Source organism: Leifsonia sp. Y862, from assembly GCF_057669585.1.
The window spans coordinates 114,386-139,194 of sequence record NZ_JBYHFR010000002.1; the positions used below are offsets into that span (position 1 = coordinate 114,386).

24 protein-coding genes are annotated in these 24,809 nt (G+C 65.3%); 14 read left to right on the forward strand and 10 right to left on the reverse strand.

Translation table 11 applies throughout. The annotated features are described in order from the left end of the window. The first annotated feature begins 16 nt into the window (after nt 1-16). On the forward strand, nt 17-547 hold the full coding sequence (locus tag AC25Z0_RS10715; RefSeq protein WP_488119644.1) for a GNAT family N-acetyltransferase: 531 nt from the start codon (nt 17-19) through the stop codon (nt 545-547). A gap of 82 nt (nt 548-629) precedes the next feature. Continuing rightward, entirely contained in the window at nt 630-1,478 is an 849-nt protein-coding gene (gene ppk2, locus AC25Z0_RS10720) for a polyphosphate kinase 2 (protein ID WP_488133215.1), read from the forward strand. On the opposite strand, the gene AC25Z0_RS10725 is transcribed toward ppk2, so the two are convergent. Beyond that, on the reverse strand, nt 1,475-2,470 hold the full coding sequence (locus AC25Z0_RS10725; protein WP_488133216.1) for an NADP-dependent oxidoreductase: 996 nt from the start codon (nt 2,468-2,470) through the stop codon (nt 1,475-1,477). The two genes, ppk2 and AC25Z0_RS10725, sit on opposite strands and share 4 nt — an antisense overlap. A gap of 17 nt (nt 2,471-2,487) precedes the next feature. Here AC25Z0_RS10725 and AC25Z0_RS10730 point away from each other — a divergent pair, with 17 nt between their 5' ends. Next, a complete protein-coding gene (locus AC25Z0_RS10730) occupies nt 2,488-3,126 on the forward strand; it encodes a Pr6Pr family membrane protein (RefSeq protein ID WP_488133217.1) in 639 nt (212 codons plus the stop codon). 556 nt (nt 3,127-3,682) lie between these two features. On the opposite strand, the gene AC25Z0_RS10735 is transcribed toward AC25Z0_RS10730, so the two are convergent. The 4 genes from AC25Z0_RS10735 to AC25Z0_RS10750 all read right to left on the reverse strand — a co-directional run bounded on the left by AC25Z0_RS10735 (nt 3,683) and on the right by AC25Z0_RS10750 (nt 6,930). Continuing rightward, nucleotides 3,683-3,865, reverse strand: coding sequence for a hypothetical protein (locus AC25Z0_RS10735; RefSeq protein WP_488133218.1), 183 nt, complete (start codon nt 3,863-3,865; stop codon nt 3,683-3,685). Between the two features lie 132 nt (nt 3,866-3,997). Next, nucleotides 3,998-4,837, reverse strand: a complete 840-nt coding sequence (locus AC25Z0_RS10740; RefSeq protein ID WP_488133219.1) for a hypothetical protein — start codon at nt 4,835-4,837, stop codon at nt 3,998-4,000. A 511-nt stretch (nt 4,838-5,348) separates the two neighbouring features. Next, complete coding sequence (locus AC25Z0_RS10745) at nt 5,349-5,936, reverse strand: hypothetical protein (protein ID WP_488133220.1); 588 nt, start codon at nt 5,934-5,936, stop codon at nt 5,349-5,351. 178 nt (nt 5,937-6,114) lie between these two features. Beyond that, nucleotides 6,115-6,930, reverse strand: a complete 816-nt coding sequence (locus AC25Z0_RS10750; protein WP_488133221.1) for a YqaJ viral recombinase family protein — start codon at nt 6,928-6,930, stop codon at nt 6,115-6,117. 77 nt (nt 6,931-7,007) lie between these two features. Between AC25Z0_RS10750 and AC25Z0_RS10755 the strand changes: the two genes are divergently transcribed. The 9 genes from AC25Z0_RS10755 to AC25Z0_RS10795 all read left to right on the forward strand — a co-directional run bounded on the left by AC25Z0_RS10755 (nt 7,008) and on the right by AC25Z0_RS10795 (nt 15,957). Then, the gene (locus tag AC25Z0_RS10755; protein ID WP_488133222.1) at nt 7,008-7,883 is read left to right on the forward strand and encodes an IclR family transcriptional regulator; all 876 of its coding nucleotides are present in this window, start codon (nt 7,008-7,010) and stop codon (nt 7,881-7,883) included. 115 nt (nt 7,884-7,998) lie between these two features. After that, nucleotides 7,999-9,180, forward strand: coding sequence for a 4-hydroxybenzoate 3-monooxygenase (locus AC25Z0_RS10760; RefSeq protein WP_488133223.1), 1,182 nt, complete (start codon nt 7,999-8,001; stop codon nt 9,178-9,180). Between the two features lie 51 nt (nt 9,181-9,231). Next, nucleotides 9,232-10,005, forward strand: a complete 774-nt coding sequence (pcaH, locus tag AC25Z0_RS10765; RefSeq protein WP_488133224.1) for a protocatechuate 3,4-dioxygenase subunit beta — start codon at nt 9,232-9,234, stop codon at nt 10,003-10,005. Continuing rightward, nucleotides 9,998-10,654, forward strand: coding sequence for a protocatechuate 3,4-dioxygenase subunit alpha (pcaG, locus tag AC25Z0_RS10770; RefSeq protein ID WP_488133225.1), 657 nt, complete (start codon nt 9,998-10,000; stop codon nt 10,652-10,654). Before pcaH ends, pcaG begins: the two co-directional genes overlap by 8 nt. Next, nucleotides 10,593-12,077 (forward strand): lyase family protein, encoded by a 1,485-nt coding sequence (locus tag AC25Z0_RS10775; RefSeq protein ID WP_488133226.1) that lies wholly within the window; start codon nt 10,593-10,595, stop codon nt 12,075-12,077. Before pcaG ends, AC25Z0_RS10775 begins: the two co-directional genes overlap by 62 nt. Continuing rightward, complete coding sequence (pcaDC, locus tag AC25Z0_RS10780) at nt 12,074-13,279, forward strand: bifunctional 3-oxoadipate enol-lactonase/4-carboxymuconolactone decarboxylase PcaDC (protein WP_488133227.1); 1,206 nt, start codon at nt 12,074-12,076, stop codon at nt 13,277-13,279. Before AC25Z0_RS10775 ends, pcaDC begins: the two co-directional genes overlap by 4 nt. 2 nt (nt 13,280-13,281) lie before the next feature. Next, a complete protein-coding gene (locus tag AC25Z0_RS10785) occupies nt 13,282-14,067 on the forward strand; it encodes a CoA transferase subunit A (RefSeq protein ID WP_488133627.1) in 786 nt (261 codons plus the stop codon). A gap of 1 nt (nt 14,068) precedes the next feature. Continuing rightward, complete coding sequence (locus AC25Z0_RS10790) at nt 14,069-14,749, forward strand: CoA transferase subunit B (RefSeq protein ID WP_488133228.1); 681 nt, start codon at nt 14,069-14,071, stop codon at nt 14,747-14,749. Beyond that, nucleotides 14,746-15,957 (forward strand): acetyl-CoA C-acetyltransferase, encoded by a 1,212-nt coding sequence (locus tag AC25Z0_RS10795; protein WP_488133229.1) that lies wholly within the window; start codon nt 14,746-14,748, stop codon nt 15,955-15,957. The genes AC25Z0_RS10790 and AC25Z0_RS10795 overlap by 4 nt, the downstream gene beginning before the upstream one ends. 244 nt (nt 15,958-16,201) lie before the next feature. Here AC25Z0_RS10795 and AC25Z0_RS10800 read toward each other — a convergent pair whose 3' ends face one another. The 3 genes from AC25Z0_RS10800 to AC25Z0_RS10810 all read right to left on the reverse strand — a co-directional run bounded on the left by AC25Z0_RS10800 (nt 16,202) and on the right by AC25Z0_RS10810 (nt 19,655). Then, the gene (locus tag AC25Z0_RS10800; protein ID WP_488133230.1) at nt 16,202-17,317 is read right to left on the reverse strand and encodes a dioxygenase family protein; all 1,116 of its coding nucleotides are present in this window, start codon (nt 17,315-17,317) and stop codon (nt 16,202-16,204) included. Between the two features lie 113 nt (nt 17,318-17,430). Next, on the reverse strand, nt 17,431-18,102 hold the full coding sequence (locus AC25Z0_RS10805) for an ABC transporter ATP-binding protein (RefSeq protein ID WP_488119658.1): 672 nt from the start codon (nt 18,100-18,102) through the stop codon (nt 17,431-17,433). Nucleotides 18,103-18,152: 50 nt separating this feature from the next. Continuing rightward, nucleotides 18,153-19,655, reverse strand: a complete 1,503-nt coding sequence (locus AC25Z0_RS10810; protein ID WP_488133231.1) for an ABC transporter permease — start codon at nt 19,653-19,655, stop codon at nt 18,153-18,155. A gap of 203 nt (nt 19,656-19,858) precedes the next feature. On the opposite strand from AC25Z0_RS10810, the gene AC25Z0_RS10815 reads away from it, so the two are divergent. After that, nucleotides 19,859-20,608: a response regulator transcription factor gene (locus tag AC25Z0_RS10815; RefSeq protein ID WP_488133232.1), complete on the forward strand. Its 750-nt coding sequence runs from the start codon at nt 19,859-19,861 to the stop codon at nt 20,606-20,608. Beyond that, complete coding sequence (locus AC25Z0_RS10820) at nt 20,605-22,200, forward strand: sensor histidine kinase (protein WP_488133233.1); 1,596 nt, start codon at nt 20,605-20,607, stop codon at nt 22,198-22,200. The genes AC25Z0_RS10815 and AC25Z0_RS10820 overlap by 4 nt, the downstream gene beginning before the upstream one ends. Nucleotides 22,201-22,229: 29 nt before the next feature. Here the strand turns inward: AC25Z0_RS10820 and AC25Z0_RS10825 are convergent, their stop codons facing one another. Together AC25Z0_RS10825 and AC25Z0_RS10830 are read right to left on the reverse strand one after the other, a co-directional pair. Further along, nucleotides 22,230-23,945, reverse strand: a complete 1,716-nt coding sequence (locus AC25Z0_RS10825) for an HNH endonuclease signature motif containing protein (protein ID WP_488119662.1) — start codon at nt 23,943-23,945, stop codon at nt 22,230-22,232. 268 nt (nt 23,946-24,213) lie between these two features. Continuing rightward, nucleotides 24,214-24,702, reverse strand: coding sequence for a MarR family winged helix-turn-helix transcriptional regulator (locus AC25Z0_RS10830; RefSeq protein ID WP_488119663.1), 489 nt, complete (start codon nt 24,700-24,702; stop codon nt 24,214-24,216). Nucleotides 24,703-24,809: the final 107 nt, after the last annotated feature.

Here is a 24,809-nt window from a genome sequence, read left to right on the forward strand (position 1 = left end):
TAACTAGGCTGGCAGCATGACCGTCACGATTCGCCAGGCCGTGCCCGCCGATGCCCCGGAGCTCGCCGCCGTCGCCGCCGCAACCTTCGCGCTGGCGTGCCCTCCGGGGACCACCCCTGAAGACATCGAAGACTTCATTGCCAGCACGCTCAGCGAGGAGCGGTTCGAGCACTACCTGGCAGACCCTGAGCGCGACATCCGCCTGGCCATTCACGACGGTGTGGCCGCCGGCTACACGATGCTTGTCTTCGGCGAACCCTCGAGCGCGGATGCCGCAGCTGCCGTCACCGCCCGCCCAACGGTTGAGCTCAGCAAGGTCTACGTGCTCGGCGACCGCCATGGGTCAGGGGTTGCCGCGCCCCTGATGGCGGCAACCCTTGAGGTGGCCCGTGACCGGCAGGCGGTGAGCGTCTGGCTCGGCGTCAACCAGCAGAATTCCCGGGCAATCCGCTTTTACGAGAAGAGTGGATTCTCGGTCGTCGGGGCAAAGACATTCGCTGTTGGATCAGAGCTGCACCACGACCACGTCATGCTGAGCGTCCTCTGACCTGCTGCGCCGAAAACACCGCTTACGCTCGACGCTCCTGTCTCCACCCAAACTAGGCTGGGCGCGAACGAGGGAGTTCAGCATGGCGGAGAAGCCCAAGAAGCCTAAGCACCTCAAGCGGGTACCCAAGGCGCTCTATGAGGCCGAGCTCCGTCGTTTGCAGGCCGACCTCGTGACCATGCAGCAATGGGTCAAGGAATCGGGCGCCAGGGTTGTCGTGATCTTCGAGGGCAGGGACGGCGCAGGCAAGGGGTCTGCGATCAAGCGGGTCACCGAATACCTCAACCCGCGCCTCGCGCGGATCGTGGCGCTGCCGACTCCCACCGAGCGGCAGCGCGGCCAGTGGTACTACCAGCGTTACATCGAGCACCTGCCGACGAAGGGCGAGATCGTGCTCATGGACCGCTCCTGGTACAACAGGGCAGGGGTGGAACGCGTGATGGGCTACTGCACGCCAGACCAGTACCGCGAGTTCCTGCACCAGACGCCGATCTTTGAGCGGATGCTCGTCGAAGACGGCATCATCCTGCTCAAGTACTGGTTCTCCGTCTCCGACGTCGAACAGGAAGCGCGGTTTCGCTCACGCCTGAACGACCCGATGCGTCGCTGGAAGTTGTCGGAGACCGACGTGCTCTCCATCACCAAGTGGGTGGACTACTCCAAAGCCAAGGATGAGATGTTCGTGCACACCGACATCCCTGAGGCACCGTGGTGGACCGTCGAGAGCGAAGACAAGCGGGCCTCGCGGCTGAACATGATCAGCCACTTCCTGTCGCAGGTGCCGTACGAGGCCATCCAGCCTCCGCGCGTTGAGATCCCGAACCGGCCACCGGCGACGGACTATGAGCGGCCGCCGCGGGAGCTCAGTCAGTATGTTCCTGACGTCGCGGCAGCCCTCAGCTCGCACGACAAGGCGGGCGGCACCAACTAGGCGCCAGGCGACACCCGCAGCACGATCTTGCCCCTGGTGTGCCCTGCTTCGAGCGCGCGATGGGCATCCGCTCCCTCTGCCAGGTCGAAGACCTGGTCGATGTTCACGCGCACGGCACCGGCCTCGATGAGGGCGGTGATCTTTTCGAGCGTGCGAGCATCCGCTGGCACCTTGAAGCTGCTCGAACGGATGCCGGCCGCCTCAGCCTCTGCGGCCATCGTCGGCCAGCTGCCGGTCGGGGCATTCACGAGGATGCCGCCGGGCTGGATGACGCTGAGTGAGCGGCTGCCGGTGTTGTCGTGCACGTTGCCGATGAGGTCGATGACGACGTCGACCTTGTGGTCAGCGAGCACCTCGTCGAAGCGTTCAGTGGTGTAGTCGATGACCTCGGTCGCGCCCAACTCGCGGAGAAAGTCACGATTGCCTGCGGAGCCGGTGGCGATGACCTCTGCGCCGATGATGCGGGCGAACTGCACCGCGAAGTGTCCGACGCCGCCGCTGCCGGCATGCACCAGTACGCGCTGACCCGGCTGCACCTGGGCGACGGTGTACACCATGCCCCACGCGGTCATCGCGGCCAGGGGAACTCCGGCTGCCTCTGTGAACGACAGGTTGGCTGGCTTCTTCGCGACGCTCATGCCGGCCACAGGCACGTACTCTGCATAGGTGCCCGGCGTGCGGGGAGTGCGACCCATGCCATAGACGGCATCGCCCGGCTGCAGGGGAAACGTCTCGTAGGGGGACTTCACCACGACGCCGCTGAAGTCGTTGCCGAGCACGACGGGGAACGCGCTGATGGCGGCGGATGCGCCAGACCCTGCCCGCGTCTTGGCGTCGATGGGATTGATGCCGGCCGCCACAACGCGAACGAGCAACTCGTCGGTGACGACAGCGGGCATGGGGACCTCAGCCACGCGTAATTCGTCGGGTGAACCGGTGCGATCAATAACGAGCGCACGCATGGTTTCTGGCAGGTCAGACATGATTCCCATGGGACTATTCTGGACCCGTGAGACGGACCTATGGATCGATACGCATCATTGCCGCCCTCGGCATCGTCGTCGCGGTGATAGCCCAGCTCAGCTTCAGCCTGTCGTTTCAGCCAGCGGATGTCGGCCGGTTCCTCACGAACTTCTTCAGCTTCTTCACCGTGCTGTCCAACTGCATCGCCGTGATCGTGCTGCTGGTCGGCGGGTGGTTCTGCTTCAGATTGCGGATTGACCCTGACTGGTTCACGCTCGTGCGGGCATCCGTTGCCACCTATATGGTGACGACAGGGATCGTCTACAACCTGCTGCTGCGTGATGTGTCACTCGACCAGGAGACGACGCTCGGCTGGTCGAACGAGATTCTGCACGTGTGGGCGCCGTTGTACCTGTTGCTCGACTGGCTGTTTGCGCCAGGGCGCACGCCGATTGACTGGCGACGACTGTGGTTCATCGCGATCTTCCCCGTGGTGTGGGCGGTGTACACGATGCTCCGCGGCGCGCTGGTCGGCTGGTATCCGTACCCGTTCCTGAACCCTGACCAGCCTGGCGGGTATCGCGGGGTCGTGTTCTACGTGCTGCTGATCACGGTGGTGATCCTGGCCGTCGGCGCAGGGCTTATTGCGACCAGTCGTACCCGAAAGCTGCAGCCGCCCGCGTAGCGCGGCGTGCCGCCGAGCTGGGGCACTCTCGGTAGCTGACCTCACAGTATTTGCAGGCACCAACATATCTTGGGAGCGGATGGAGTGTCCTCACCGGCGTGTCCGATCCGGCCTGGCTCGAGTATGCGCACCACGCCGCCATCACTGAGAATTTCGTAATCATCAAGGATTACCAACCGTATTTTGGTCCGGAATCGGCGGATGCCACACCTGTTTGCAACCCTGAGTGCTCTATTGTCCCGAGGGCTTCCCGCGCTACCGGACACATTGGAATCGTTGATACAAGGTTCGGTGGGGTGTGTTCGCGACCATCTCGATCGGGTCGCGACAGGTCCGGTGAGAATCGTCTAACGTGCGCGAGAATACCTCCGGCGTCACGGACCCCACCGCAGGCAGACGCCTGCACCGCAGAATTCCAGGTCGAGTTGGCGCAATAATCTGCCGTCCTGCCCAACTCCGACCCTGGGTCGACGCCCTCATCAAACGCTCAGTAGAGGATGCCGGTCGGGCCGGGTACACCGACCGGCATCGCCTCCGCGTTGAATGTCAAAGAGGGCTAGTGGCTACCGAAGATGGCGATGAGGCCGCCGATGTCCTCGGGGCTCAACAGGACGAGGCAGAAGATGAGGACCACGGCGATCCCCCATCCGCTCAGGCGGATTTTGACGCCTGGAACTTCGATGAGAAGCGCCTCGTCTGGTGGCTGGCGACCCAGCTTGATAGGGTTCTTCTTAGTCATTCTTTTCGGTTCCTCCTTGGAACTCGAACGCAGAGCCCCAGTTACAGCTGGGGCTTTCGCGTTTACGGACACCAGTAGCGGTTGCGACCGGCGGGTCTTGGGTTGGGGCCGAATGTCTCGAACCCTCGACATCTAGGCATGTGGCGACATCTCCACCTTTCGACGCTTCTTGGTTTCCGCGGCTGCGAGCGTCTGCTGGGCAGCCCGAGCTGTTCTCCCGAAATCACCGGTCAGTGAGTACCAGGAACGTGTCGTCTTGCCCGTCGCCGACAGCGGGGCTTTGACTGTTTCGGCGCGTAAATGCAGAAGGCCGGCCGCGATGAGCTCCGTAGTGCCCTTCTGGACGGATTTCCTCCGGATTCCGTACCACGCCTCACAGTTGTCGTACGTCAGCCAGGTTTCGTGCTTCTTCCCGTTGGTTTCCTTCGCCACGACGAGGAGCATGGCGAGTGCAGGCAAGGAGAGCTTGGCGAACCACCCGTCATTCCAAAATGCATCCGGCAAGGAGAAGTAGGCGTTCCATCGGTCGCGTCTCCCCTTCGGGAACTCGTAATCGGTTTTGCCGTCTTCACGCCGAGGGGTGACCCGGAGTGCCCGCCCTTCGCGCTTTGTCACGACGAGACCTCGCTTCTCGAGGTCCGCCCATGTTCGAGAAAGGGTCGACGGAGACCATGTCAGCGCCACGGGAGAATCCGGAACGTCCTCGGCGTTGAGCGCTTCCACCCAGGTCTTCCCTTCGAGGGGACTGTCGCGATCGTGTAGCCATGGCCATGTTGTGAGGAGAAGAATGTAAAGCAACAGTGAGTGGTGCTTGCGTTCGTGCACCATGTCTCCGACGACCGAGGCTCGCTTCGGTTCGGTATCAGGCAGCTGCACAAGAATGTGGCGAATCTGCGTGTATCCGCGAGCGGCGAGCTTGGTGAAGTGTGACCTTCTCTCTGCCGGAGTCGAGCCATCTGTTTGCGTGTCCATGGCTCTATCGAACCATCAATTACACGGCATCGTTTCAGGAACCCCAAAATCCCGATTGCTGTTTCGCGCCACCCTATGCGACGCCGCTGATGCGATACCGCAGATGAGACACCTCAGATGCGACTCCATTTCGACACCTCATGAGCCGGATTGCGCCAGACAGGGCACGGAATTTCTCCCGCCGATTCCACCGATGGCCTTCTCAGGAAAATTATCGTCCCACTCGCATGACACCCTCCCTTCGGCGTGCCATGCGCCGGCCAGCCTTCAACAGCCGGAACACCCGAACGAATGAAGGGCCTGCGCTGGTGCTACAACACCGTCAATCTCGGTCGGCACGCTTGCATTGGAACGAGACGCCGACACGAGCAGCGAACTCGGTCATGACCGTGCACTCAGAACTAGTACCGCAGGGGGCTACCTGTCGCCCCGCGCTGATGCCCCGTGACTTCGCGCTTGGAGGAGTCGAGGGCAGATGGTCACAATCATCAGCGTTGTCGACTCCCGGGAACTAGCTCCAGATCAGAATCACGGCGCCGATTCCAGTAAGGACTAGGCCCACGATTTGCCTGACGAAGCCGTCCGTGGCGAGCTTGGCTACCAGCGCCGTCGTCTCCGCGAAATTCTCCTGGCCGGTACGAAGTAGCCCTTGGCGCGTTCCCTCCATAGCGTCGGTTAGAGTCTCTATCTGAAACTGGGTTGTGTTCAGGTCGTCACGAAGGTTCGACACCCGATCTCCCAGTATTCTCAACTTCTCCGAAACCGATGTGTTCTGGTCGATCGGGTACGTGGTCAAAGCCGCTGCCGTTGCGTCGACGTGAGCATCGAGAGCGCCGCCGCCCTCGACGCTTGCGCCGGTTGATTTCGGGATGTGTCCGAATATCCGACCGACCCTGTTTAGGGCGGCTCGGAGCCGCTTACGGAAGTAGTGACACGCGGACGTCACCATCGCGCGGATCGTGGGACGTTTTCCATACTCGACTCGATTGCGGAATACGCCCCATGCAGCCAAGAACAGGCCAACGACCTGAAGCGCCGTACCGATGACTCGGACGGCCCAGTTCGGGTCTGAGGCGACTTGCGCCAGCAGATGCATCATGCGATCACACTATGGCGAATACCGGACCTTTGTGCTCCCGGCTCAACGCAATGAGTTTCACCTCCCGAACCTACGGCAACTCGCTTTCGAGACGGTCGACTTAGTGCGCCGCGTCAACACACGGCACGGGAACTGCCCGGGACTGCCCGGGACTCCTGGGGCTGCCGCTCAGCCGGGCTCAGTACCCGTAGTCATAGTCGTCTGGCGGCGGGTACTGGGTGGTCATGGGCGTGCGGGCGTTGTTCGTCGCCTGGCGGTCGAGGATGTCGATCAGCTGGTTGGCGAACCCGACCAGGATGGCGATCTGGTCGTCGTCGCGGTCGACCCACTGGCATTCTGGTTCGTCGCCCACCGGCACGAAGTCGGTGTGCTGCTCCCAGACCACCAGGGTGCGCTCGGCGCCGAGCACATATTGCTGCCACCAGACCTGGCGCAGATATGAGCGCGGGATGCTGCGCCACGCCTTGCTTGTCGTCTTGATCTCGGCGAGTTCAAGCTCGCCGGTCGGCGTGAGCACGACCCCGTCTGGCGTGGCCAGGTGCCGCGCGTGGGATTCGGAGCGGAACAGGGCGGTACTCGGCTCGATGCCGTAATTGCGCAGCACCCAGGCGGCGATCTCCGGTTCGCGGGCCCGACCGTGGTCGGTGTAGCTGTTGCCGCCGAAGCTGGTGCCGTGCATCTTGTCGTACGCCGCGTTCTGGACAGATTTGGGGGTCGCGAGCTTGGCGACATCCGTTGCAGTGATGCCCTGGCTTCGTGCGCGGAGCCAGGCGACGCGGTCGGTGGAGTCGGCGACGATGCGTTGCACGTGCGGGGTGCGTGTGACCAGGCGACGGGGAGCCGGTGCGGCCGCGGGGGCCGGAGGAGCAGATGGGGCCAGAGGAGCAGATGGGGCCAGTGCGACCGTGAGCGTAGGGGCCACAACTGCGCTGGGCAGGTAGGCCAGTGACGGGAGCTCACCCTCGTCGAAGAGGGTAAGCATGGAATCAGTCACCCCTCTATTGTGCCTTGTGTCGGATGATTGGTTCGCCGCGCCGCCCGCGAGGCGAGAGTTCCAGTAGCGTGGTGGCGATGTCAGGGAAGCCAGCGAAGCGACGAGTCCCCGAGGGCGAAGCAGCGCTCCCGGTCGATGATCGTTCGGTAGCGGCACGCCTGTTTGCGATCGCCGATGCGTATGCGACGCCGTCTGTGGCCACCTCCCTCAGCCTGAGCGCGATCGCAGAGCGCGCTGGCCTGCCGCTGTCGACCACGCACCGGCTGGTGGCGGAATGGGTGACCTGGGGCGGGCTGACCCGGCAGGACGATGGGCGATACGCGCTCGGCATGCGGCTCTGGGAACTCGGTGTGCAAACGCCGACGGCGCGGAACCTCCGCACCATCGCCCTGCCGTATCTGGAAGACCTCTACGAGAACTCACGCGAGCACGTGCACCTGGCGATTCTCGACGGCCACGACGCCCTCTATCTGGAGAAGCTGTCTGGACACAGTGCCGTGCCGATCATCTCCAGGGTGGGCGGGCGGCTGCCCCTGCACTCGACGGGTGTCGGGCTCGTGCTGCTGGCGTTCGCGCCGACCGATGTCATCCAGGCGTATCTGGCAACGCCGCTGCAGCGCTTTCTGCCACAGACCGTGATTTCGCCACAGGAACTGCGGAAGCGACTGGCCGACATCCGCGCCCATGGCGTTGCACACATGTCGGAGGAGATGACGGCGGGATCGAGCTCGGTGGCCGCACCGATCAGGGATCGCACCGGGCAGGTCGTGGCCGCGGTGTCGACAGTGACCAGAACCGCGGAGCTCGCAGAGCCGACTCTGTCGTCGGCGTCGTCGGCGTCGTCGGGGCGCTCGCCAGCGCGCTCGTCGCGCGTGCCAGAGCACGAGCAAGCGGTGCGCATGGCCGCCCATGGCGTGAGCCGTGCGCTCGGCTACCGGCGAGCCGGCCAGTAGGAATCTTCTCCTCGTTTCTCATCCCAATATTCCACTCAGTGGAAAGGGGTAGGCGCGACGCGGCATGCACGCGCACACTGGGACCACCCTGTCACTGCCGCTAGGAAGGTCCACCGTGCCGAACGAAAACACTCGCGTCGCGATCGTCGGCGCAGGTCCTGCAGGCCTGCTGCTCAGCTGGGCCCTCCGCGACGCAGGCATCGATGCGATCGTCATCGAGAACCGCTCGCAGGAGTATGTGCGTGCGCGCATCCGCGCCGGCGTGCTCGAGCAGGGCTCCGTCGAGACGCTCACCCGTCTCGGCCTTGGCGACCGCCTTGCTGCCGAGGGTCTCGTGCACGACGGCATCTACCTGCAGTTTGCTGGGGAGCGCCACCGCATCGACTTCAACGCGCTCATCGGACGCACCGTCACGGTGTACGGCCAGCAGGAAGTCGTCAAAGACCTGACCGACGCGCACACCAGCGCCGGCTCAACCATCTATTACGAGGCAGCGGATGTCGCGGTGCACGACCTCGAGTCCCGTCACCCGAGCGCCTCCTTCGTCCACGACGGCGAAGCGCACATGATCGACGCGGATTTCGTCGTCGGCGCAGACGGCTTCCACGGAATCTGCCGCGCCGCAATCCCGCGCGAGTCGATCACGCTGTTCGACCGCAGCTATCCGTTCGCCTGGCTCGGCATCCTTGCAGAGGTCGCTCCATCGACCGATGAACTCATCTACGCCCTGCACGATGAGGGCTTCGCCATGCACTCGATGCGCTCGCCGAGTGTGTCTCGGCTGTACCTGCAGGTCGACCCGGCAGACGACATCGCCCATTGGTCAGACGAGCGCATCTGGGATGCTCTGCACCGACGCCTCGGCGTTGCAGGCTGGACGCTGCACGAGGGTGAGATCACCGAGAAATCGATCACCCCGATGCGCAGCTTTGTCGCCTCCCGCCTCGACTACCACTCGCTGTTCCTGGTGGGCGACGCCGGCCACATCGTGCCGCCAACCGGGGCCAAGGGCCTGAATTCGGCCATCTCAGACGTCACCAAGCTCGCCGCCGGCCTCATCGATCACTATGCGGGCGACGACGCCGCGCTCTCTGGCTATGGCGCCGCCGCGCTGGCCAGGCAGTGGCGCACCCAGCAGTTCTCGCAGTGGATGACCGAGATGTTGCACCGTCACCCCGGTGACCTGCAGTCAAGCGCCTTCGACTACCGCAGCCAGCTCGGCCAGCTCGACTACGTCACGCACTCGCTGCATGCCCAGCGCTCGCTCGCCGAGCAGTACACCGGCCTGCCCAGCTAGCTCGTTCCCCGCACGCACCCTTCAACGACCGTCCTTTCCGAAAGCAGAGTTATGACACTGGAGTCACAGCACGCGATCAGCGCGGAGATCACCGCGATCGAAGCGGATGCGCGTGCGCGCGTCCTCGCCGGACACGTGCCGGAGATCCATCCCCGCCGCAACTACGCGCCGTACCGCAGCTCGGTGCTCCGGCACCCCACACATGAGCTGGTGCGCACCGACCCGGAGGAGATCGAACTGGTTTCCCCGGCGTTCGGGCACACCGACGTGAACCCGCTGGAGAGCGACCTGACCATCCAGCACGCGGCAGAACCGCTCGGGGAGCGCATCACCGTGTCTGGCCGGGTGCTCGATGGTGAAGGTCGCCCGGTGCGTGGACAGCTCATCGAGGTGTGGCAGGCCAACTCCGCCGGCCGCTACGTGCATAAGCGTGACCAGCACCCTGCCCCGCTCGATCCCAACTTCACCGGCGTCGGGCGCGCCATCACCGGTGAGAACGGCGAGTACCGCTTCACCACGATCAAGCCGGGCCCATACCCCTGGAAGAACCACCAGAACGCCTGGCGGCCTGCGCACATCCACTTCTCGCTGTTCGGCACCGAGTTCACGCAGCGTCTGATCACGCAGATGTACTTCCCTGGCGACCCACTCTTCGCCCTCGACCCGATCTACCAGTCGATCACAGACCCCGCCGCCCGCAAGCGGTTGATCGGCACCTACAACCACGATGACACCGTCGCTGAATGGTCGCTCGGCTACAACTGGGACATCGTGCTCACCGGCTCCAAGTCGACCTGGATGGAAAGCGAGGACGCCCATGAGTGAGAGCGCCGATCGGACCCGCACGACCCGACTTGTCCAGACCCCGTCGCAGACCGTCGGCCCCTTCTTCGGCTATGCCCTGCCGTACGACGGCGGGCCGAACCTGGTGCCAGGCCATCACCCGCAGGCCATTCGCCTGCATGGCACGGTGACGGATGGAGCTGGTGCGGTCATTCCGGATGCCCTGCTGGAGATCTGGCAAGCGGATGCCGCCGGCGAACTGGTTCAGGAGCGCGGCAGCCTCGACCGCGATGGCTTCACCTTCACCGGATTCGGCCGCACGCCGCTCACTCTCGGCGGGCACTACACATTCACCACGGTGAAGCCGGGGTCGGTGGCCGGGGGAGCGCCGTACATCCTCGCCACGATCTTCGCCCGCGGACTCACCCACCACCTGTTCACGCGCATCTACTTCCCCGAGGATGCTGAGTTGCACCGCGACGACCGCGTTCTGTCGGCCGTCGGGCCAGAGCGCAGCGCAACGCTGATCGCAACGGCGGAGGGCCTGGTGGCTGGCTCGCCGTCGTATCGCTTCGATATTCGGATGCAGGGTGAGGGCGAGACGGTGTTCCTCGACTTCGACTCGGCCAATGGCATCGAGCCGGCAGACCATCCGGCCGAGCGTCCGGCCACCGGACGTGAACATGCCTGAAGTGGAATACAGCCTGCTCGATCCGCTGAGCCACGGCACCCGTCAGAGTGAGCTCACGAGCGACGTGGCCTGGCTGCGCGCGATGGTGGATGCCGAATTAGCTCTCAGCATGGCGCTTGTCGACACGGGTCTGGCACCCGACTGGATGCATGCCGTTTGCGACATGCTTGCTGAACGCGCCTGGCTGAACGACACCGCCGCTGCGGCGATCGCCACCGGCGGGCGAAGCGGGGGCAACCCGGTGATCCCGCTGGTGAAGCACCTGAGCGCGGCCGCTGATGCAGCTCACGCCGGAGCCTCCGATCACATCCACGTTGGCGCGACCAGCCAGGACATCCTCGACAGTGCAGCGATGGTTATCGCCGCCGGGGTGCTCGACGAAGTTGGCACCCAGCTGCGTGCGCTCGCCCAGCACCTCGCTGGGCTGGCAGTCGAACACCGTGCCACACCCATGGCCGGCCGCACCCTGGGCCAGCAGGCCTCCCCGACGACCTTCGGTTTCGTCGTTGTCGGGTGGCTCGCTGCGGTGCTCAGGGCACTCGAGAAGACAACGGCGCTGCGGGCAGAACTGCCGGCCCAGCTCGGCGGGGCGGTCGGAAACCTGGCCGTTCTCAGCGAGGTGGCAGCGGCAGGGGCTGGACGCGTCGAGGCCGTGGTGAACGCCTATTCCGACCGGCTCGGTCTCGCGACTCCCTTGCTGTCGTGGCACACGAACCGGCTGGTCGTCGCCGAACTCGCGGCGCTGCTTGCGGAGGTGACGGGAGTCGTCGGCAAGATCGCCCTCGACATCACGGTGCTCTCGCGCACCGAGATCGGTGAGGTCACCGAGCGGCTTGGAGCGGGGGAGGGCGGCTCAAGTGCCATGCCGCACAAGCGCAATCCGGTGACGGCAGTGCTCATCGTGTCGGCCGCACGCCAGGTGCCCGGCCTGCTTGCCACGGTGCACGGCAGCCTGCTGGCCGAAGACCAGCGCCCATCAGGAGCATGGCACGCCGAGTGGCTGCCGCTTCGCGACCTGGAACGGCACGCCATTTCTGCAGTGACAGCGGCGGCGTCCCTCGCCGCGCGGCTCAATGTCGACGTCGAACGGATGGCCGCCAACCTCGAGGCGACGGATGGCCTCATCTACAGCGAACGGGTCACGGCCATCCTCACCGATGCCCTCGGAAAATCGGCCGCATTCACCCTGGTTGAGAAAGCATCGGCAGAGGCCGTCGCGACGCACCGCCCGGTGAAGGTCGTGCTCTCCGGCCTGCTCGCCGCCAACGGCTCGTCCGACGAACTGCGCACCCGCGTCTGGGCGGCCTGTGAAGCCGGCGGAGACGCCGGCGCGTCCGATGCCGCCATCGATCGTGTTCTCGCACGTCACCGATGTGTGACGGCACCCCATTCCCCAACCGGCGAAGGAATCAATACGCCATGACGATCCCCACCATTCACGGCACGATGCTGCCGGTTCGAAGCGGCGCCGCCGGTGCGCAGCTCGTCGTACTCGGACCATCGCTCGGCACGACAACGGCGCTCTGGGCAGAGGTCGCGCACCAGCTGGCCGCGAACTATCGGGTGTTGTGCTTCGACCTGCCCGGTCACGGCGTGAGCCCGGCCACCCGCGAGCCGTTCACCATCGCCGAGATCGCCGCGGCCGTCGTCACCCTCGTCGATTCCGTCGGTGGCGGCTCCTTCCACTACGCCGGTATCTCATTCGGCGGCACCATCGGGCTGGAGCTGGCCCTCGCGTTCCCGTCGCGCCTGGTGAGCCTGGCCGTCATCTGCTCAGGCGCCAAGATCGGCTCGGCCGACGGCTGGATCGACCGCGCAGCCCAGGTGCGTGCCAGCGGGACGGCCTCGCTGGTCGCCGGGAGCGCAGCGCGCTGGTTCGCCCCCGGCTTCCTGGAGCGTGATGCAGCGGCGGGCGGCAGCGCACTGAAAAAGCTGGTCGACGTCGACGACGAGTCGTATGCGCTCTGCTGCGAGGCGTTGGCCGAATTCGACGAGACGGATGCCGTTGCCGGCATCACGACGCCGACGCTCTGCGTGTCTGGCGAGTTCGACCTGCCGACGCCGACCCTCGTGCTTGCCGAGCTGGCCGCGGCCATTCCGGGATCCCGGCTGGTCACCATGACAGGGGTGGCTCACCTGCCGGCCTACGAGCGACCGGATGCCCTCGCGGCCTTGCTCGGTGAGCACCTGGCCGGCGTGCGGCCGGGAAGGACCCGCGCGACGGCATCCGTTTTCGACGACGGATTGGCGGTGCGGAGGGCCGTGCTCGGCGACGCACACGTCGATCGTGCAATTGCCGCGATCACGCCGGAGACTGCTGACTTCCAGGACTTCATCACGCGCTATGCCTGGGGTGAGATCTGGACGCGTCCCGGCCTCGACCGGCGCAGTCGCAGCCTGCTCACCCTCGCCAGCCTGATCACCGGCGGGCACCAGCACGAGCTCGCGATGCACGTGCGTGCGGCGCTGACCAATGGGCTGTCGCGTGCCGAGATCAGCGAAGCGATCCTGCACACCGGAATCTACGCCGGAGTGCCCGCTGCCAACGCCGCCTTCAGTGTGGCCCGCGATACCTTTGCAACACTCGACGCCGCACTGCAGCTGCCAGAAGAGGAAACCACATGACCATGGACAAGACCTATCCGTCGGCCGCGGCAGCAATCGCCGATATCTCCAACGGAAGCTCACTGGCCGTCGGTGGCTTCGGCCTCGTCGGAGTGCCGATCGTGTTGATTCGCGCGCTGCTTGCCCAGGGCACCGATGACCTGCGGGTGGTGTCGAACAACTGCGGCGTTGACGGTTGGGGGCTCGGCGAGCTGCTGGCCGCTGGGCGAATCAGCCGCGTGATCGCCTCATACATCGGCGAAAACAAGGACTTCGCCCGCCGCTACCTCGGCGGCGAACTCGAGGTCGAGCTGACGCCGCAGGGCACGCTCGCAGAGCGGATGCGCGCAGGCGGCAGCGGAATCCCCGCCTTCTACACCGCGAGTGGCGTTGGCACCATGGTCGCTGAGGGCGGCCTGCCATGGCGCTACGGTCCAGACGGCGAGGTGACCGTGCAGTCGCCACCCAAGGAGACCCGGCTGTTCTCCGGCCTCGGCGCCGAGAAGGAATACGTGCTCGAAGAAGCGATCGTCACAGACTTCGCCTTGATTCGCGCCGCGCGCGGTGACAAGCACGGCAACCTCGTGTTCGAGAAGTCGGCACGCAACTTCAACCCGCCGGCCGGCATGGCGGGGCGCATCACCATCGCCGAGGTCGACGACCTCGTCGAGCCAGGCGGACTCGACCCAGACGAGATCCACCTGGCCGGCATCTACGTGAATCGCATCATCGAGCTCACGCCGGACGAAGCAGCAGACCTCCCGATCGAAAAGACAACGACCAGGCCGAAGCCCACGGAAGGCAACTGACATGGCACTCTCCAGGAACGAAATGGCGGCCAGGGCCGCGCAGGAACTGACCGACGGCAGCTACGTCAACCTCGGCATCGGCCTGCCGACGCTCATCCCGAACTTCCTGCCCGCAGGGGTGCACGTGATCCTGCACTCTGAGAACGGCGTGCTCGGCGTCGGCCCGTACCCGTGGGAGGGGGAGGCGGATCCCAAGCTCATCAACGCGGGCAAAGAGACCATCACCGTGAATCCAGGGGCTGCGTACTTCGACTCTGCGGCCAGCTTCGGGATGATTCGCGGCGGCCTCATCGACGTTGCCGTGCTGGGGGCCATGCAGGTCTCCGCCACCGGCGACATCGCCAACTGGGCTGTCCCAGGCAAGATGATCAAGGGCATGGGTGGGGCCATGGATCTCGTGCACGGCGCCGACAACGTCATCGTCGTCATGGAGCACACCACCAAGACCGGGGAGCACAAGATCGTCACAGAGTGCGACTTGCCGCTCACCGGCAAGCGCGTCGTCACCCGCATCATCACCGACCTCGCCGTCATCGACGTGACGCCGGACGGCCTGGTGCTGCGCGAGATCGCGCCAGGACTCAGCGTGGCCGATGTGCAGGCGGCAACGGGTGTTCCCCTCATCGTCACCGACGCGCCGCTCACCATCACGACCCTGCTCAGCGAAGTGGTCGCCTCATGAGGGAGGTGGTGATCTGCGAGCCGCTGCGCACCCCGATTGGCCGCTTCGGTGGCGTGTTCAAGAACGTCCCTGCTGCCGACCTCGCCGCCACGGTGATCGCCGCGCTGATGTCGCGCACGGGTATCGACGGCTCTGTCATTGACGACGTGATCTTTGGCCAGGGCTATCCGACGGCAGAAGCGCCGCCGATCGCCAGGGTCGCTGCCCTCGACGCAGGCCTGCCCGTCACGGTCGGTGGCCTTCAGGTCGATCGCCGCTGCGGCGCTGGCCTGCAGGCCGTGCTCGACGCGGTCATGCAGGTGCAGACCGGCATCAGCGATGTGGCGATCGCCGGCGGCGTTGACTCCATGAGCCAGGCTCCCTTCTATACCGTTGATTCGCGCTGGGGGATCGGTGGCACCGCAGGGCTCGTGCTGCGCGATGCCCTGGGCCGCGGACGCGAGACCGCAGGGGGCGAGAACTATCCGGTGCCCGGTGGCATGCTCGAGACGGCGGAGAACCTGCGCCGCGAGTACTCGATCTCCCGTGAGGAACAGGATGTGCTCGCCGTCAGGTCGCAGGACCGCGCGCTACGCGCCGTGGCAGAGGGTCGCTTCACTGACGAGATCGTTCCCGTGTCGGTGCCTGGCCGAAAGGGCCAGGTGAGTGTCATCGACGCCGACGAAACCCCGCGCCAGACCTCGCTCGAGGCGCTTGCTGCCCTGCGACCCGTCTTGCTCTCAGCGGATGCCGCAGCAACGGTAACGGCCGGCAACGCCAGCGGCCAGAACGACGCCGCTGCCGCCTGCATCGTGACGACGCCGGAGCGTGCCGCCGAACTCGGACTCACGCCGCTGGTTCGCCTGGTCTCGTGGGCGCGTGCCGGCGTCGAACCGTCGCGCATGGGCATCGGACCGGTTCCCGCCACCGCGAAAGCACTGGAGCGGGCTGGACTGACGCTGCCTGACATCGACCTCATCGAGCTGAACGAGGCGTTCGCAGCCCAGGTGCTCGCCGTCGGCCGGGAGTGGGGCTTCACCGAATCTGACTGGGAACGTACCAACGTGAACGGTTCAGGGATCTCTCTCGGGCATCCGGTTGGCGCAACGGGCGCACGCATGCTGGCCACCGGCGCCAGGCAGCTGCACCGCCAGGATGGCCGCTACCTTCTCGAAACCATGTGTATCGGCGGCGGGCAGGGCCTCGCTGCGATCTGGGAACGGATCTAGTCAGCACGCAAACAAGCAAGCGCCGCGAGGCCGACACCAGGAGTGCCTACGCCGGGAGTGTCGGCCTCGGACGGGGCTGAAGGGGACCCGAACCTTCAGCAGTCTTGCTTGTTTTGTTTGCTTGTTCCACACTGTGGCTGCGTCCTTTGAGAGGCCTGACGGCAACCAAAGAATCAACTATGACCAACCACGTTAGTTCTCAACCCAACGCCCGGGAACGGGCAGACGGTGGAGACGGTCAGCGCTAGACCGCGCCTACCCCCAGGTTGATGTAGGCAAGGTAGCCCGCTGGCGTCACGTCGATGGTGAGCAGTTGATCTTTGGTCGTGATGCCGGTGTCGGTGCCGGTCCCCGCGGTGCCGCCATTGAACGTGTCGCGGCCGATGTGGGTGCTGTACGGCAATGCCGTGAATACCTGTCCGGTGGTGAAGTCGTCATCGAAGCCAACCTGTCCGGTGAGCACGGTCCTCTTATTGATATGCACCTTGAGGTTGATGTGGACTGTGCGGCCGACGGACCAACCGGGCCAGATCGTGGTGAACTGCACGATGCCATCTGAGTCGGTGACCTGGGCGCCGCGCAAGTAGGTGCCGGCATCCGTTGGTGTGGCCTCGACGTCGCCAGAACTGTAGCTGCCATTGGAGGTCTCGCCGGAGGTGGGCTGCGCTTCTTCGCCCGCGTCGTTTCCCACGCTGGGCTCGGCGGGTGCGCTGGGCGCGGCGGGAGCGGCGGACGGAAACAATCCGCCGCCGTTGCCAGCAGTGGGTGCTCCGGAGGGTGGGACGCCTGCTCCGGGGCCGGGTGCTCCGGCGGGTGGTGCTCCGGAGGGAGGTGTTCCGCCAGGCGCTCCAGGTGTCGCGGTTGCAGGGATTGCGGCCAACGCGGCGATCACAGACGCTGGAGCGCTGTCCGTGGCGCCAGATCCACCCGAGTCGGCGCCGAGGGACGCGCTCTCGAAACCGGAGTAATTACCAGCGGCATCGCAGTGCCAGATCTCGACGACGCAGTTCGGAACCGGGGCGCAGTCTGCATCCCAGACGCGGAATGCAAGGTCGAGCCGGGAGCCTGGCCGATCGTCGCGCAGGTTGCTGCGAATGGTGTCTACGTCGAAGTAATACGGTCCCTGAGCTACTTCTTCTGTCTTCAGGCCGCACGTTCCGATGGAGTCGAGCTTGGCGACGATGTCGCCGGATGAGGGGGTGGGTGTCGCGGCGCCCGTGGATGCGTCTGTTGATCCGACATCCGTTGCACTCGAACAGGCAGCGAGGAACGCTCCGAGGCCGATCGAGCCACCGAGGCTGAGCGCCCTGCGTCGGCTGACGGTCAGCCGGCTGGTGGCGACGTCGGGGTGGGGGGACATGCCGGCCTTCTGGTTGATGTGACGACGCAACGGCTCACGTCGCCCATTTTTGCTAGTTGGCGGGCATCCCGCACTAGCAAAAATGGGCGACTCATGGGTTGTGAAGCCGGTTTCTAGACGAGTTCCTTCACCGTGCCGTGCTTGATGTGCAGCCGGCGCTGGGCCCGCTTCGCCACGGCAGAGTCGTGAGTCACCACGATCAGGGTGAGGCCGCGTTCGCTCCACTGGCGTTCGAGCAGGTCCATGATCTCGTCGCGGGTGTCCTCGTCGAGGGCGCCGGTGGGTTCGTCCGCCAGCAGAACGGTCGGTTCCTTGACAATCGCCCGTGCGATGGCGACGCGCTGCTGCTGGCCGCCGGAGAGTTCCGCCGGTCGGTGGGATCCGCGCTCGCCGAGGCCCACGGATTCCAGGGCGGCTGCTGCCCTGGCCTTCCGTTCCTCGTTGCTGACGCCGAGCGGCGCCAGCGCGGTTTCCACGTTCTCCTGCGCCGTCAGCGTGGGGATCAGATTGAACCCCTGGAAGATGAAACCGATCTCTTTCGCCCGGATGTCGCCCAGCTTGTGGTCGCCGAGCTGGCTCAGATTGGCTGAGCCCAGCTCGATGGAGCCGCTCGTCGGGCGGTCGAGCGCACCGAGCATCTGCAGCAGCGTTGACTTGCCGCCGCCGGTTGGTCCCTGGATGGCGACCATCTGGCCGTCGGCGATCGACAGGTTGACCCCGTTGAGGGCGGTGACCTGGCGCTTTCCCTGGTCGTATCGTTTGCTCACATTGGTCAGTTCATACATGATTCGTGCTCCTTGGCATGGATGCGAAATTTGACGGTCGGATCTGCTGCTTATGCGACGCTGCGGAGCGCCTCTGCCGGACGAAGGCGCGCAGCGCGCCAGCCGCCGATGGCACCGGCAAGGAGACCGCCAAGCACCGCGAGTCCCACAGCGATGAGGATCACTGAGACGGTGACGGGAGCCGAGAGCGTGATGTCTGAGGTGGCTGCGGCCTGGGCGGCCTCGCCGAATCCGCCGCCGCCGAAGCCGCCGCCATCCGCTCCGCCTGGGCCACCTGCGCCGCCGCCGGGGCCGCCGGCAGTTGCCACAGCCGCTCCCGCCGTGAGCGTGGGGGCGATCACATTAATGACCAGGATGCCGATCAGGCCGACTGCGATGCCGATGACGCCGCCGATCAGACCCTGCACCACTGACTCGCCGGCAACCTGGCGCACGATGCGGCCATTGGACCAGCCGATTGCCTTCAGGGTTCCGAATTCACGCGTGCGGCGGGTGACGCCGGAGATGGTGAACAGGATGGCGATCAGGAAGGCAGCAGCCAACACGATGAGTGAGAGCCAGAGGCCGAGGTTCTTGACGAGATCCGCGGCGCTGGAGAGTGACCCTGACACGCTGGAGGCCAGGTCGGCCTGGGTCTTCACCGTGGCATCCGGAAGCGCTGTCTCGATGGCCGACTGCACCGCATCGATGTCGGTCGAGGATGCGGCCTGCACATAGATGTCTGAGACCTGGTCGGTGAGTGCGGAGAGGGACTGCGCAACGGCCAGCGGGATGTAGACGTTCGATGCCGTTGCAGCCGATGACGAGCTTGCGGTGACGAGTCCGACGACGGAGAAGTCGGTGCCGGCGATCGCGACGGTGTCGCCCACCGCGAGTGACTCGGTGGCGGCGTAGCTGGAGTCGAGCACGGCGACGTTGGATGTGGCATCCGCTTCGCTCAGCGTGCGTCCGTCGGTGAGTGAGACAGCCGAGAGGGGGCCGACAGCATCCTGCGCGGGATCCAGTCCGAGAACCGAGAATGAGTCGACGTTGAATGAGCTACCGCCAGCGCCATCTGGACCACCGGTCGGAGGAGTCTGGCCGTCACCCGGTGCGCCGCCCTGCTGCATCTGCGAGAAATCGGGCAGCTGGCCATCGAACGTCGTGTTGCTGAGGGTGAGGGTAGCTGCGGCAGCCGTGACGCCATCGAGTTCCTGCACGGTACGCAGCGCGGTAGCAGCCATGGTTTCGGTGCCTCTGGCAACCTCAAGGCGCGACTGGTTGACCGAGGTGGTGCCATCGGTGGTTGCACCGTCAGCGGCGCCAAAATCGAACTGCTGCGGCCCCCCGGTGTTCGCTCCGCCCTCTGTTGGCGCGGCCGGGGTTTGCGTCACGGTGATGTCGGTGCCGACGCCGTAGACGGACTCAAGAACTTGTGCCTGCGCAGCCTGGACGCCGCTGGAGACCGAATTCACGATGATGACGAGGGCGATGGCCAGGGCCATGCCAATCGCGACGATTGCTGTTTGCTTGCGACGACCCGCGAGCTCCCGGCGTAGGTAGGTGATGAACATTGTGCTCCAACTGTGAGTAGTGCTGGCTATGACCGGATGACGGCCGCCACGAGCAAAGGTAGGGGCGCGATTTATCGGGACACTATTGAATTCCTATGAGTTGGCTAAGGGGTTCAGCTCGGGTGTCGCCCACCATCGATGGCCCACAGGAGGCGCAGGGCCTACTTATAGGCTTTTCATAGGAACATCCAGATACTGGAGACATGACAAGTCGAGCAGCATCACGCCCAGGACACGCCCCCAAGCTGACCAAGGCTGACGGCAGTGCCGTGCGCGTGCTCGTCGTCGACGATGAAGTGACGCTACGTGACCTGCTCTCCATGGCGCTGCGCTACGAGGGATGGGAGATCCGGACGGCGGCCGATGGCCAGCACGCGGTGAAGGCAGCCCGCGAGTTTCGACCGGATGCGATCGTTCTCGACATCATGCTTCCCGACATCGACGGCCTTGAGGTTCTGCAGCGCGTGCGGGAAGACGGCCAGGAGACGCCGGTGCTCTTCCTGACCGCCAAGGATTCGCTCGAAGACCGCATTGCGGGGCTGACCGCTGGCGGCGACGACTACGTCACGAAGCCGTTCAGCCTGGAGGAAGTCGTGGCACGTCTGCGCGGACTCATCCGCCGGTCGACGCTCGCGGTGGCCGACTCGTCAGACCCGATCATCACCGTCGGTGACCTCACCCTCGACGAGGACAGCTACGAGGTGAGCCGCGCCGGTGAACCCATTGAGCTCACGGCGACGGAGTTCGAGCTATTGCGATTCCTCATGCGCAATCCGCGACGGGTGCTGAGCAAGGCCCAGATTCTCGATCGGGTCTGGAGCTACGACTTCGGTGGCAAGTCATCCGTTGTTGAGATTTACATCTCTTACCTGCGTAAGAAGATTGATGCAGGTCGGGAGCCCATGATTCACACCGTGCGGGGCGCGGGTTACATGCTGAAAGCAGTGGTGTGATCGACAAGGACGAGCGGAATGAGCCGGCATCGGGCGAGGCGGGTGAGTCGGACACCCCTGTGACCGACGCCACCCCTGCCGCAACTGAAGCGACGCCCGCAACCATCTCCGCCCCCACGCCCACAACCCCGCGTCGGCGTGCCCCGTGGACCCTGCGCCGCCGCCTCGTCGTCGCCGTTGTTGCTCTGCTCGCATTGGTCAGCCTGTCGATCGGAGCGGTGAGCGTGACAATCCTGCGAGCGTCGCTGCTGGATGGGCTCGATTCCCAGCTTGATTCGGCCGTTGAACGGTCTCGCGCCGTGCTCGATGGGCCAGTTCCTGGCAGCCAGAATGAGATATTTACCGCGCCATCTGCCGACGACATCCTCAACGGGCGGTCTCAACAGCTCGGAACTCTCGCGCTCGTCTTCGACGGGGCGACGATCACGGCTGCGTACACCGACGAGACGGGGGCGATTACCGATCTCACCGCGGCGCAGATCAACCTACTCATCGACCACGCCAGACAGGCGCATCCCGTCAGCGTCAACTTCGGGGGAGACCTCGGCGACTACCGGATCGAAGTCGGCGTGACGCCGTTTGGTACCGCGTACATCATCGGATTGCCGCTGGCGAGCGTCAACGGCACTGTCGCCGAGCTGGCAACCATCATCACCCTCGTATCGCTGGTGGGCCTGCTGGTCGTTGCGGTGCTCGCTGCCTGGATCGTTCGTCTTGCGCTGCGTCCGCTCGCACGGGTGACTGAAACGGCAACGAGGGTGGCTGAACTGCCGCTGGACCGCGGCGAGGTTGAACTTGTCGAGCGTGTCTCTGCCGAGGATGCCGACCCACGTACCGAGGTCGGCAGCGTGGGTGCTGCGCTCAATCGGATGCTCGATCATGTGGACATCGCGCTCGAAACTCGGCACGCGAGCGAGCGCAAGGTTCGCCAATTCGTAGCGGATGCCAGTCACGAGTTGCGCACGCCGCTCGCCTCGATCCGTGGGTACTCAGAGCTGACCCGCCGCTCAGGGCAGGACCTGCCACCGGATGCCGTGCACGCTCTCGACCGCATTGAGTCGGAGTCGGTGCGCATGACGGGGTTGGTCGAAGACCTGCTGCTGCTCGCACGCCTCGATGAGGGCCGTGAACTTGAGCGGGAGCCGGTTGACCTCACCCTTCTGCTCATCGATGCCGTCAGCGACGCTCATGCAGCTGGCGCCGATCACACCTGGGATCTTGACCTGCCAGAGGAACCGATTCAGGCCGTCGGCGATTCGGCGCGTTTGCATCAGGTGTTCACGAATCTGCTGGCGAATGCTCGGGTGCACACCCCGGCAGGGACCACGGTCACCGTCGCACTGCATGCCGAGGACAGCCAGGCGGTCATCACGGTGACGGATGACGGGCCCGGCATTCCGGAGGACCTCCAGTCGCGCCTGTTCGAACGTTTCGCCAGGGGTGACACGTCGCGGTATCGCGGTGTGGGAACCGGCAGCAGCGGCCTGGGTCTGGCCATCGTGCAGGCCGTCGTTGCAGCGCACCGCGGACGTGTCACCGTGACCAGCGAGCCGGGGAACACGCAGTTCCGGGTGGAGTTACCGCTCGAGTAGCAACGCCGGCGTGAGTGAGCGCGGGTCGGCTACGCGGCGTTGCGAGTGCGTGTGCGAGTGCGAGTGCTGGGAGTTGTTGCGCGGTGTTGTCCGCCGGGGTGCCATCGTCTATCCGGGTCGAGCCAGGCTGGGGCCTTGATCTCTGGGGACCCGTTAACCATGCGGATCTGCCAGCCCGAGGTGTCGATGCTGTGATGGTGGTACCAGCAGAGCAGTACTCCGTTGTCGATGTCTGTTTTGCCGCCGAGGTACCAGGGGATGACGTGGTGGGCTTCGGTCCAGGCCGGTGGGACGGTGCATCCCGGGATCGCGCAACCTCCGTCACGGGCGGCCATGGCCCTGCGTTGTGCCCGGGTGAAGAAACGTTCCGTGGTGCCGAGGTGGAGGACGTCGTTGCGGGCTCCGAGGACGATGGTTTGGGAGCCTCCCGCGCAGATCAGCTGTTTCACGGTGCGCATTGAGATCGGGGCGTCGATGCCGTCAATCCAGCCGACACCGACGCTGCGGCCATCACCGTTGCGGGCGTTGTCCGCACCGCTGCCGCTGCCGCTATCGTCGCGGATATCTGCTGCGAGGTCGGCTGCGTTCACGTGCACCATTACCGTCGGGGCCGCACCGCCCATCGTCGGGGTGCGCGGGTCGCGGGCGGTGTGGTCGAAGACGGCGCGGAGGATATCGGCGCGTTTCTCGGCCCCTGACCGGTCGTCAAACCCAAGTTCAGCACCGGGGATGACCTCGCCGGCAGCGATCCGGGCCTGCCGTTCCGCGTCGACGGCAGCTTCCGCGGCTTGTTCGGCGGCGGACGGGAACGTCGGGCCGGAGGCGTGGACTGCGGTCGCGCCGGGTACAGGTTCGGCCGCGCCCGTTCCAGGGCCAGTGCCCGTGCCCGCGCCAGAGATTCCGTGCCTCGCGTCGTAGGCGGGTCCGGCGTTGCCGGGGGTCTCGGTATGGGCGGAGAGATAGGTGTTGAAGATGCCGTCCATCACACCGCGAAGATCCGGGGTGACGCCGCCGCGGAGTGGGTAGAGGCCGTTCTTGAGCCGGCCGAAGCCGAAGCTGCTGCGGGCCTCGTGGTTGTCATCCGACGGGGCTGCGCCGTCGGGGTCGAGGCGGGCAATCCATACCTGGACCTGTCCCTTGATGCAGTCCGTGTCGAACGCAAACCCTGCATTCGGTAGGTCAGCGGTCTCAGCGGTGACTGCGCCGGTTGCGGCGGCGACCAGGGCTGCTTCGGCGCCGTGCAGGTCAGCCGGGTCGACGCGGGCGCGGATGCTGTTCAGCCCGGTCACGATGGCCTCGGCAGCCTCCAGTCCGAGGTCCCCGGCGGCGAGTGCGTCGGCGACAGCCGGGAACAGCGGCGGCAGCACCATGGTCAGGTCGTGGCGGGGCATCAGTTGGGCGCTGAGCTTGAGCCGTCGGCTCACGTCTTGCCGGGATGCGCGGGTGACCAGGGTGAGGAGCCCGGTGCCGTCGCTGCAGCCGAGCTTCCGGGCGAGCGAGTCCTTGCCGAGCCATTTCTCCGAGCGGTGTTCGATGTCGGCGGCGGAGCTGACGCGGGCCCCGTCGGCGAGGCGGCCGACGGCTTCGATCTCGCAGCTGGCCGCGATCGCGTCCTCGTCGGTGAGCTGGGAGTGCGAGAGTCTGGCCAGGGCTGTGGCGAACGCTTCACGAGCCTCGGCGATTGCCACGAGGGGAGGCAGCTCGGCGGGTTCGGTCGGAGGCGGATCCTCGGTGAGCAGAGTCATGTCGTCACCGCCGACAAGGCCGCTGCCCTGGCTGCCGAGATGGCCTCCGGGGGAAGAATTGTGATCGAATTTCGCATACCACAATCTTCCCAAGTACCGAAAGTTTATTCTCGGGAAGGAGGCAATCTGTGGACAGACCGCGACAACACACGCCTGTGGAGGAGCTGGTGCGACGAGGAAGGCGCAGCCAAAAGGCAGAGTACGCAGCCAGAAGCCAGAAGCCAGAAGCCAGAAGCCAGAAGCCAGAAGCTAGAAGCCAGAAGCGCAGCTAGTCGGCGTTCAGCCGACCGATGTACTCCGCAAACTGGTGCAGGTCATCCGCCGACCACTGCCTCAGGCGTTGTGAGGTCTTTGCCTTGTCGCTCGCTCGTGCCGCTGCGATGCGTCCGGCGGTCTCAGGGGTGAGGGTGAAAATGCGGGCTCGTCCGTCATGCGGATCGGGTTGAATGTCGATGAACCCGAGTTCTTCCAGCGCCTTTGCCTGACGGCTGACGACGCTTTTGTCGACGAAGAGAGCATCAGCGAGGGCTCCGGCGTGCATGGGGCCGCACTTAGACAGCATGCGCAGCATCTTCAGCCCGAACGGCTGGAGCATCGGGTCAATCGCGAGGGCTGCATCTCGCACGTTCAGCCTGACGCGGCCGACCAGGGTTGCCATCTGCTCTTCGAGATCGGCGATAGCCCGCTGAATCTCATCCTCGTCGTTCACCGAGCGACCTCTTACTCTCTCCGTCGCATCGGATGCTGCATCGCTCATAGTCACAGACTACTGAAATGAAGATTGGTAACGACTGAAATCCGGCGGTGCCGCCTGTATGTCGCCGCACGTACGACACCACAGCTGGCGACACCACATGCGGGCGA

Excerpts from the sequence above, each read along its gene's own strand:
- AC25Z0_RS10815 (WP_488133232.1), top strand. The coding sequence starts at position 19,859 with ATGACAAGTCGAGCAGCATCACGCCCAGGACACGCCCCCAAGCTGACC.
- pcaG (WP_488133225.1), top strand. The coding sequence starts at position 9,998 with ATGAGTGAGAGCGCCGATCGGACCCGCACGACCCGACTTGTCCAGACC.
- ppk2 (WP_488133215.1), top strand. The coding sequence starts at position 630 with ATGGCGGAGAAGCCCAAGAAGCCTAAGCACCTCAAGCGGGTACCCAAG.
- AC25Z0_RS10725 (WP_488133216.1), bottom strand. The coding sequence starts at position 2,470 with ATGGGAATCATGTCTGACCTGCCAGAAACCATGCGTGCGCTCGTTATT.
- AC25Z0_RS10775 (WP_488133226.1), top strand. The coding sequence starts at position 10,593 with ATGGCATCGAGCCGGCAGACCATCCGGCCGAGCGTCCGGCCACCGGAC.
- pcaH (WP_488133224.1), top strand. The coding sequence starts at position 9,232 with ATGACACTGGAGTCACAGCACGCGATCAGCGCGGAGATCACCGCGATC.
- AC25Z0_RS10790 (WP_488133228.1), top strand. The coding sequence starts at position 14,069 with ATGGCACTCTCCAGGAACGAAATGGCGGCCAGGGCCGCGCAGGAACTG.
- AC25Z0_RS10785 (WP_488133627.1), top strand. The coding sequence starts at position 13,282 with ATGGACAAGACCTATCCGTCGGCCGCGGCAGCAATCGCCGATATCTCC.
- AC25Z0_RS10735 (WP_488133218.1), bottom strand. The coding sequence starts at position 3,865 with ATGACTAAGAAGAACCCTATCAAGCTGGGTCGCCAGCCACCAGACGAG.
- AC25Z0_RS10745 (WP_488133220.1), bottom strand. The coding sequence starts at position 5,936 with ATGATGCATCTGCTGGCGCAAGTCGCCTCAGACCCGAACTGGGCCGTC.
- AC25Z0_RS10715 (WP_488119644.1), top strand. The coding sequence starts at position 17 with ATGACCGTCACGATTCGCCAGGCCGTGCCCGCCGATGCCCCGGAGCTC.
- AC25Z0_RS10830 (WP_488119663.1), bottom strand. The coding sequence starts at position 24,702 with ATGAGCGATGCAGCATCCGATGCGACGGAGAGAGTAAGAGGTCGCTCG.
- AC25Z0_RS10800 (WP_488133230.1), bottom strand. The coding sequence starts at position 17,317 with ATGTCCCCCCACCCCGACGTCGCCACCAGCCGGCTGACCGTCAGCCGA.
- AC25Z0_RS10825 (WP_488119662.1), bottom strand. The coding sequence starts at position 23,945 with ATGACTCTGCTCACCGAGGATCCGCCTCCGACCGAACCCGCCGAGCTG.
- AC25Z0_RS10795 (WP_488133229.1), top strand. The coding sequence starts at position 14,746 with ATGAGGGAGGTGGTGATCTGCGAGCCGCTGCGCACCCCGATTGGCCGC.
- AC25Z0_RS10740 (WP_488133219.1), bottom strand. The coding sequence starts at position 4,837 with ATGGACACGCAAACAGATGGCTCGACTCCGGCAGAGAGAAGGTCACAC.
- AC25Z0_RS10810 (WP_488133231.1), bottom strand. The coding sequence starts at position 19,655 with ATGTTCATCACCTACCTACGCCGGGAGCTCGCGGGTCGTCGCAAGCAA.
- pcaDC (WP_488133227.1), top strand. The coding sequence starts at position 12,074 with ATGACGATCCCCACCATTCACGGCACGATGCTGCCGGTTCGAAGCGGC.
- AC25Z0_RS10805 (WP_488119658.1), bottom strand. The coding sequence starts at position 18,102 with ATGTATGAACTGACCAATGTGAGCAAACGATACGACCAGGGAAAGCGC.
- AC25Z0_RS10755 (WP_488133222.1), top strand. The coding sequence starts at position 7,008 with ATGTCAGGGAAGCCAGCGAAGCGACGAGTCCCCGAGGGCGAAGCAGCG.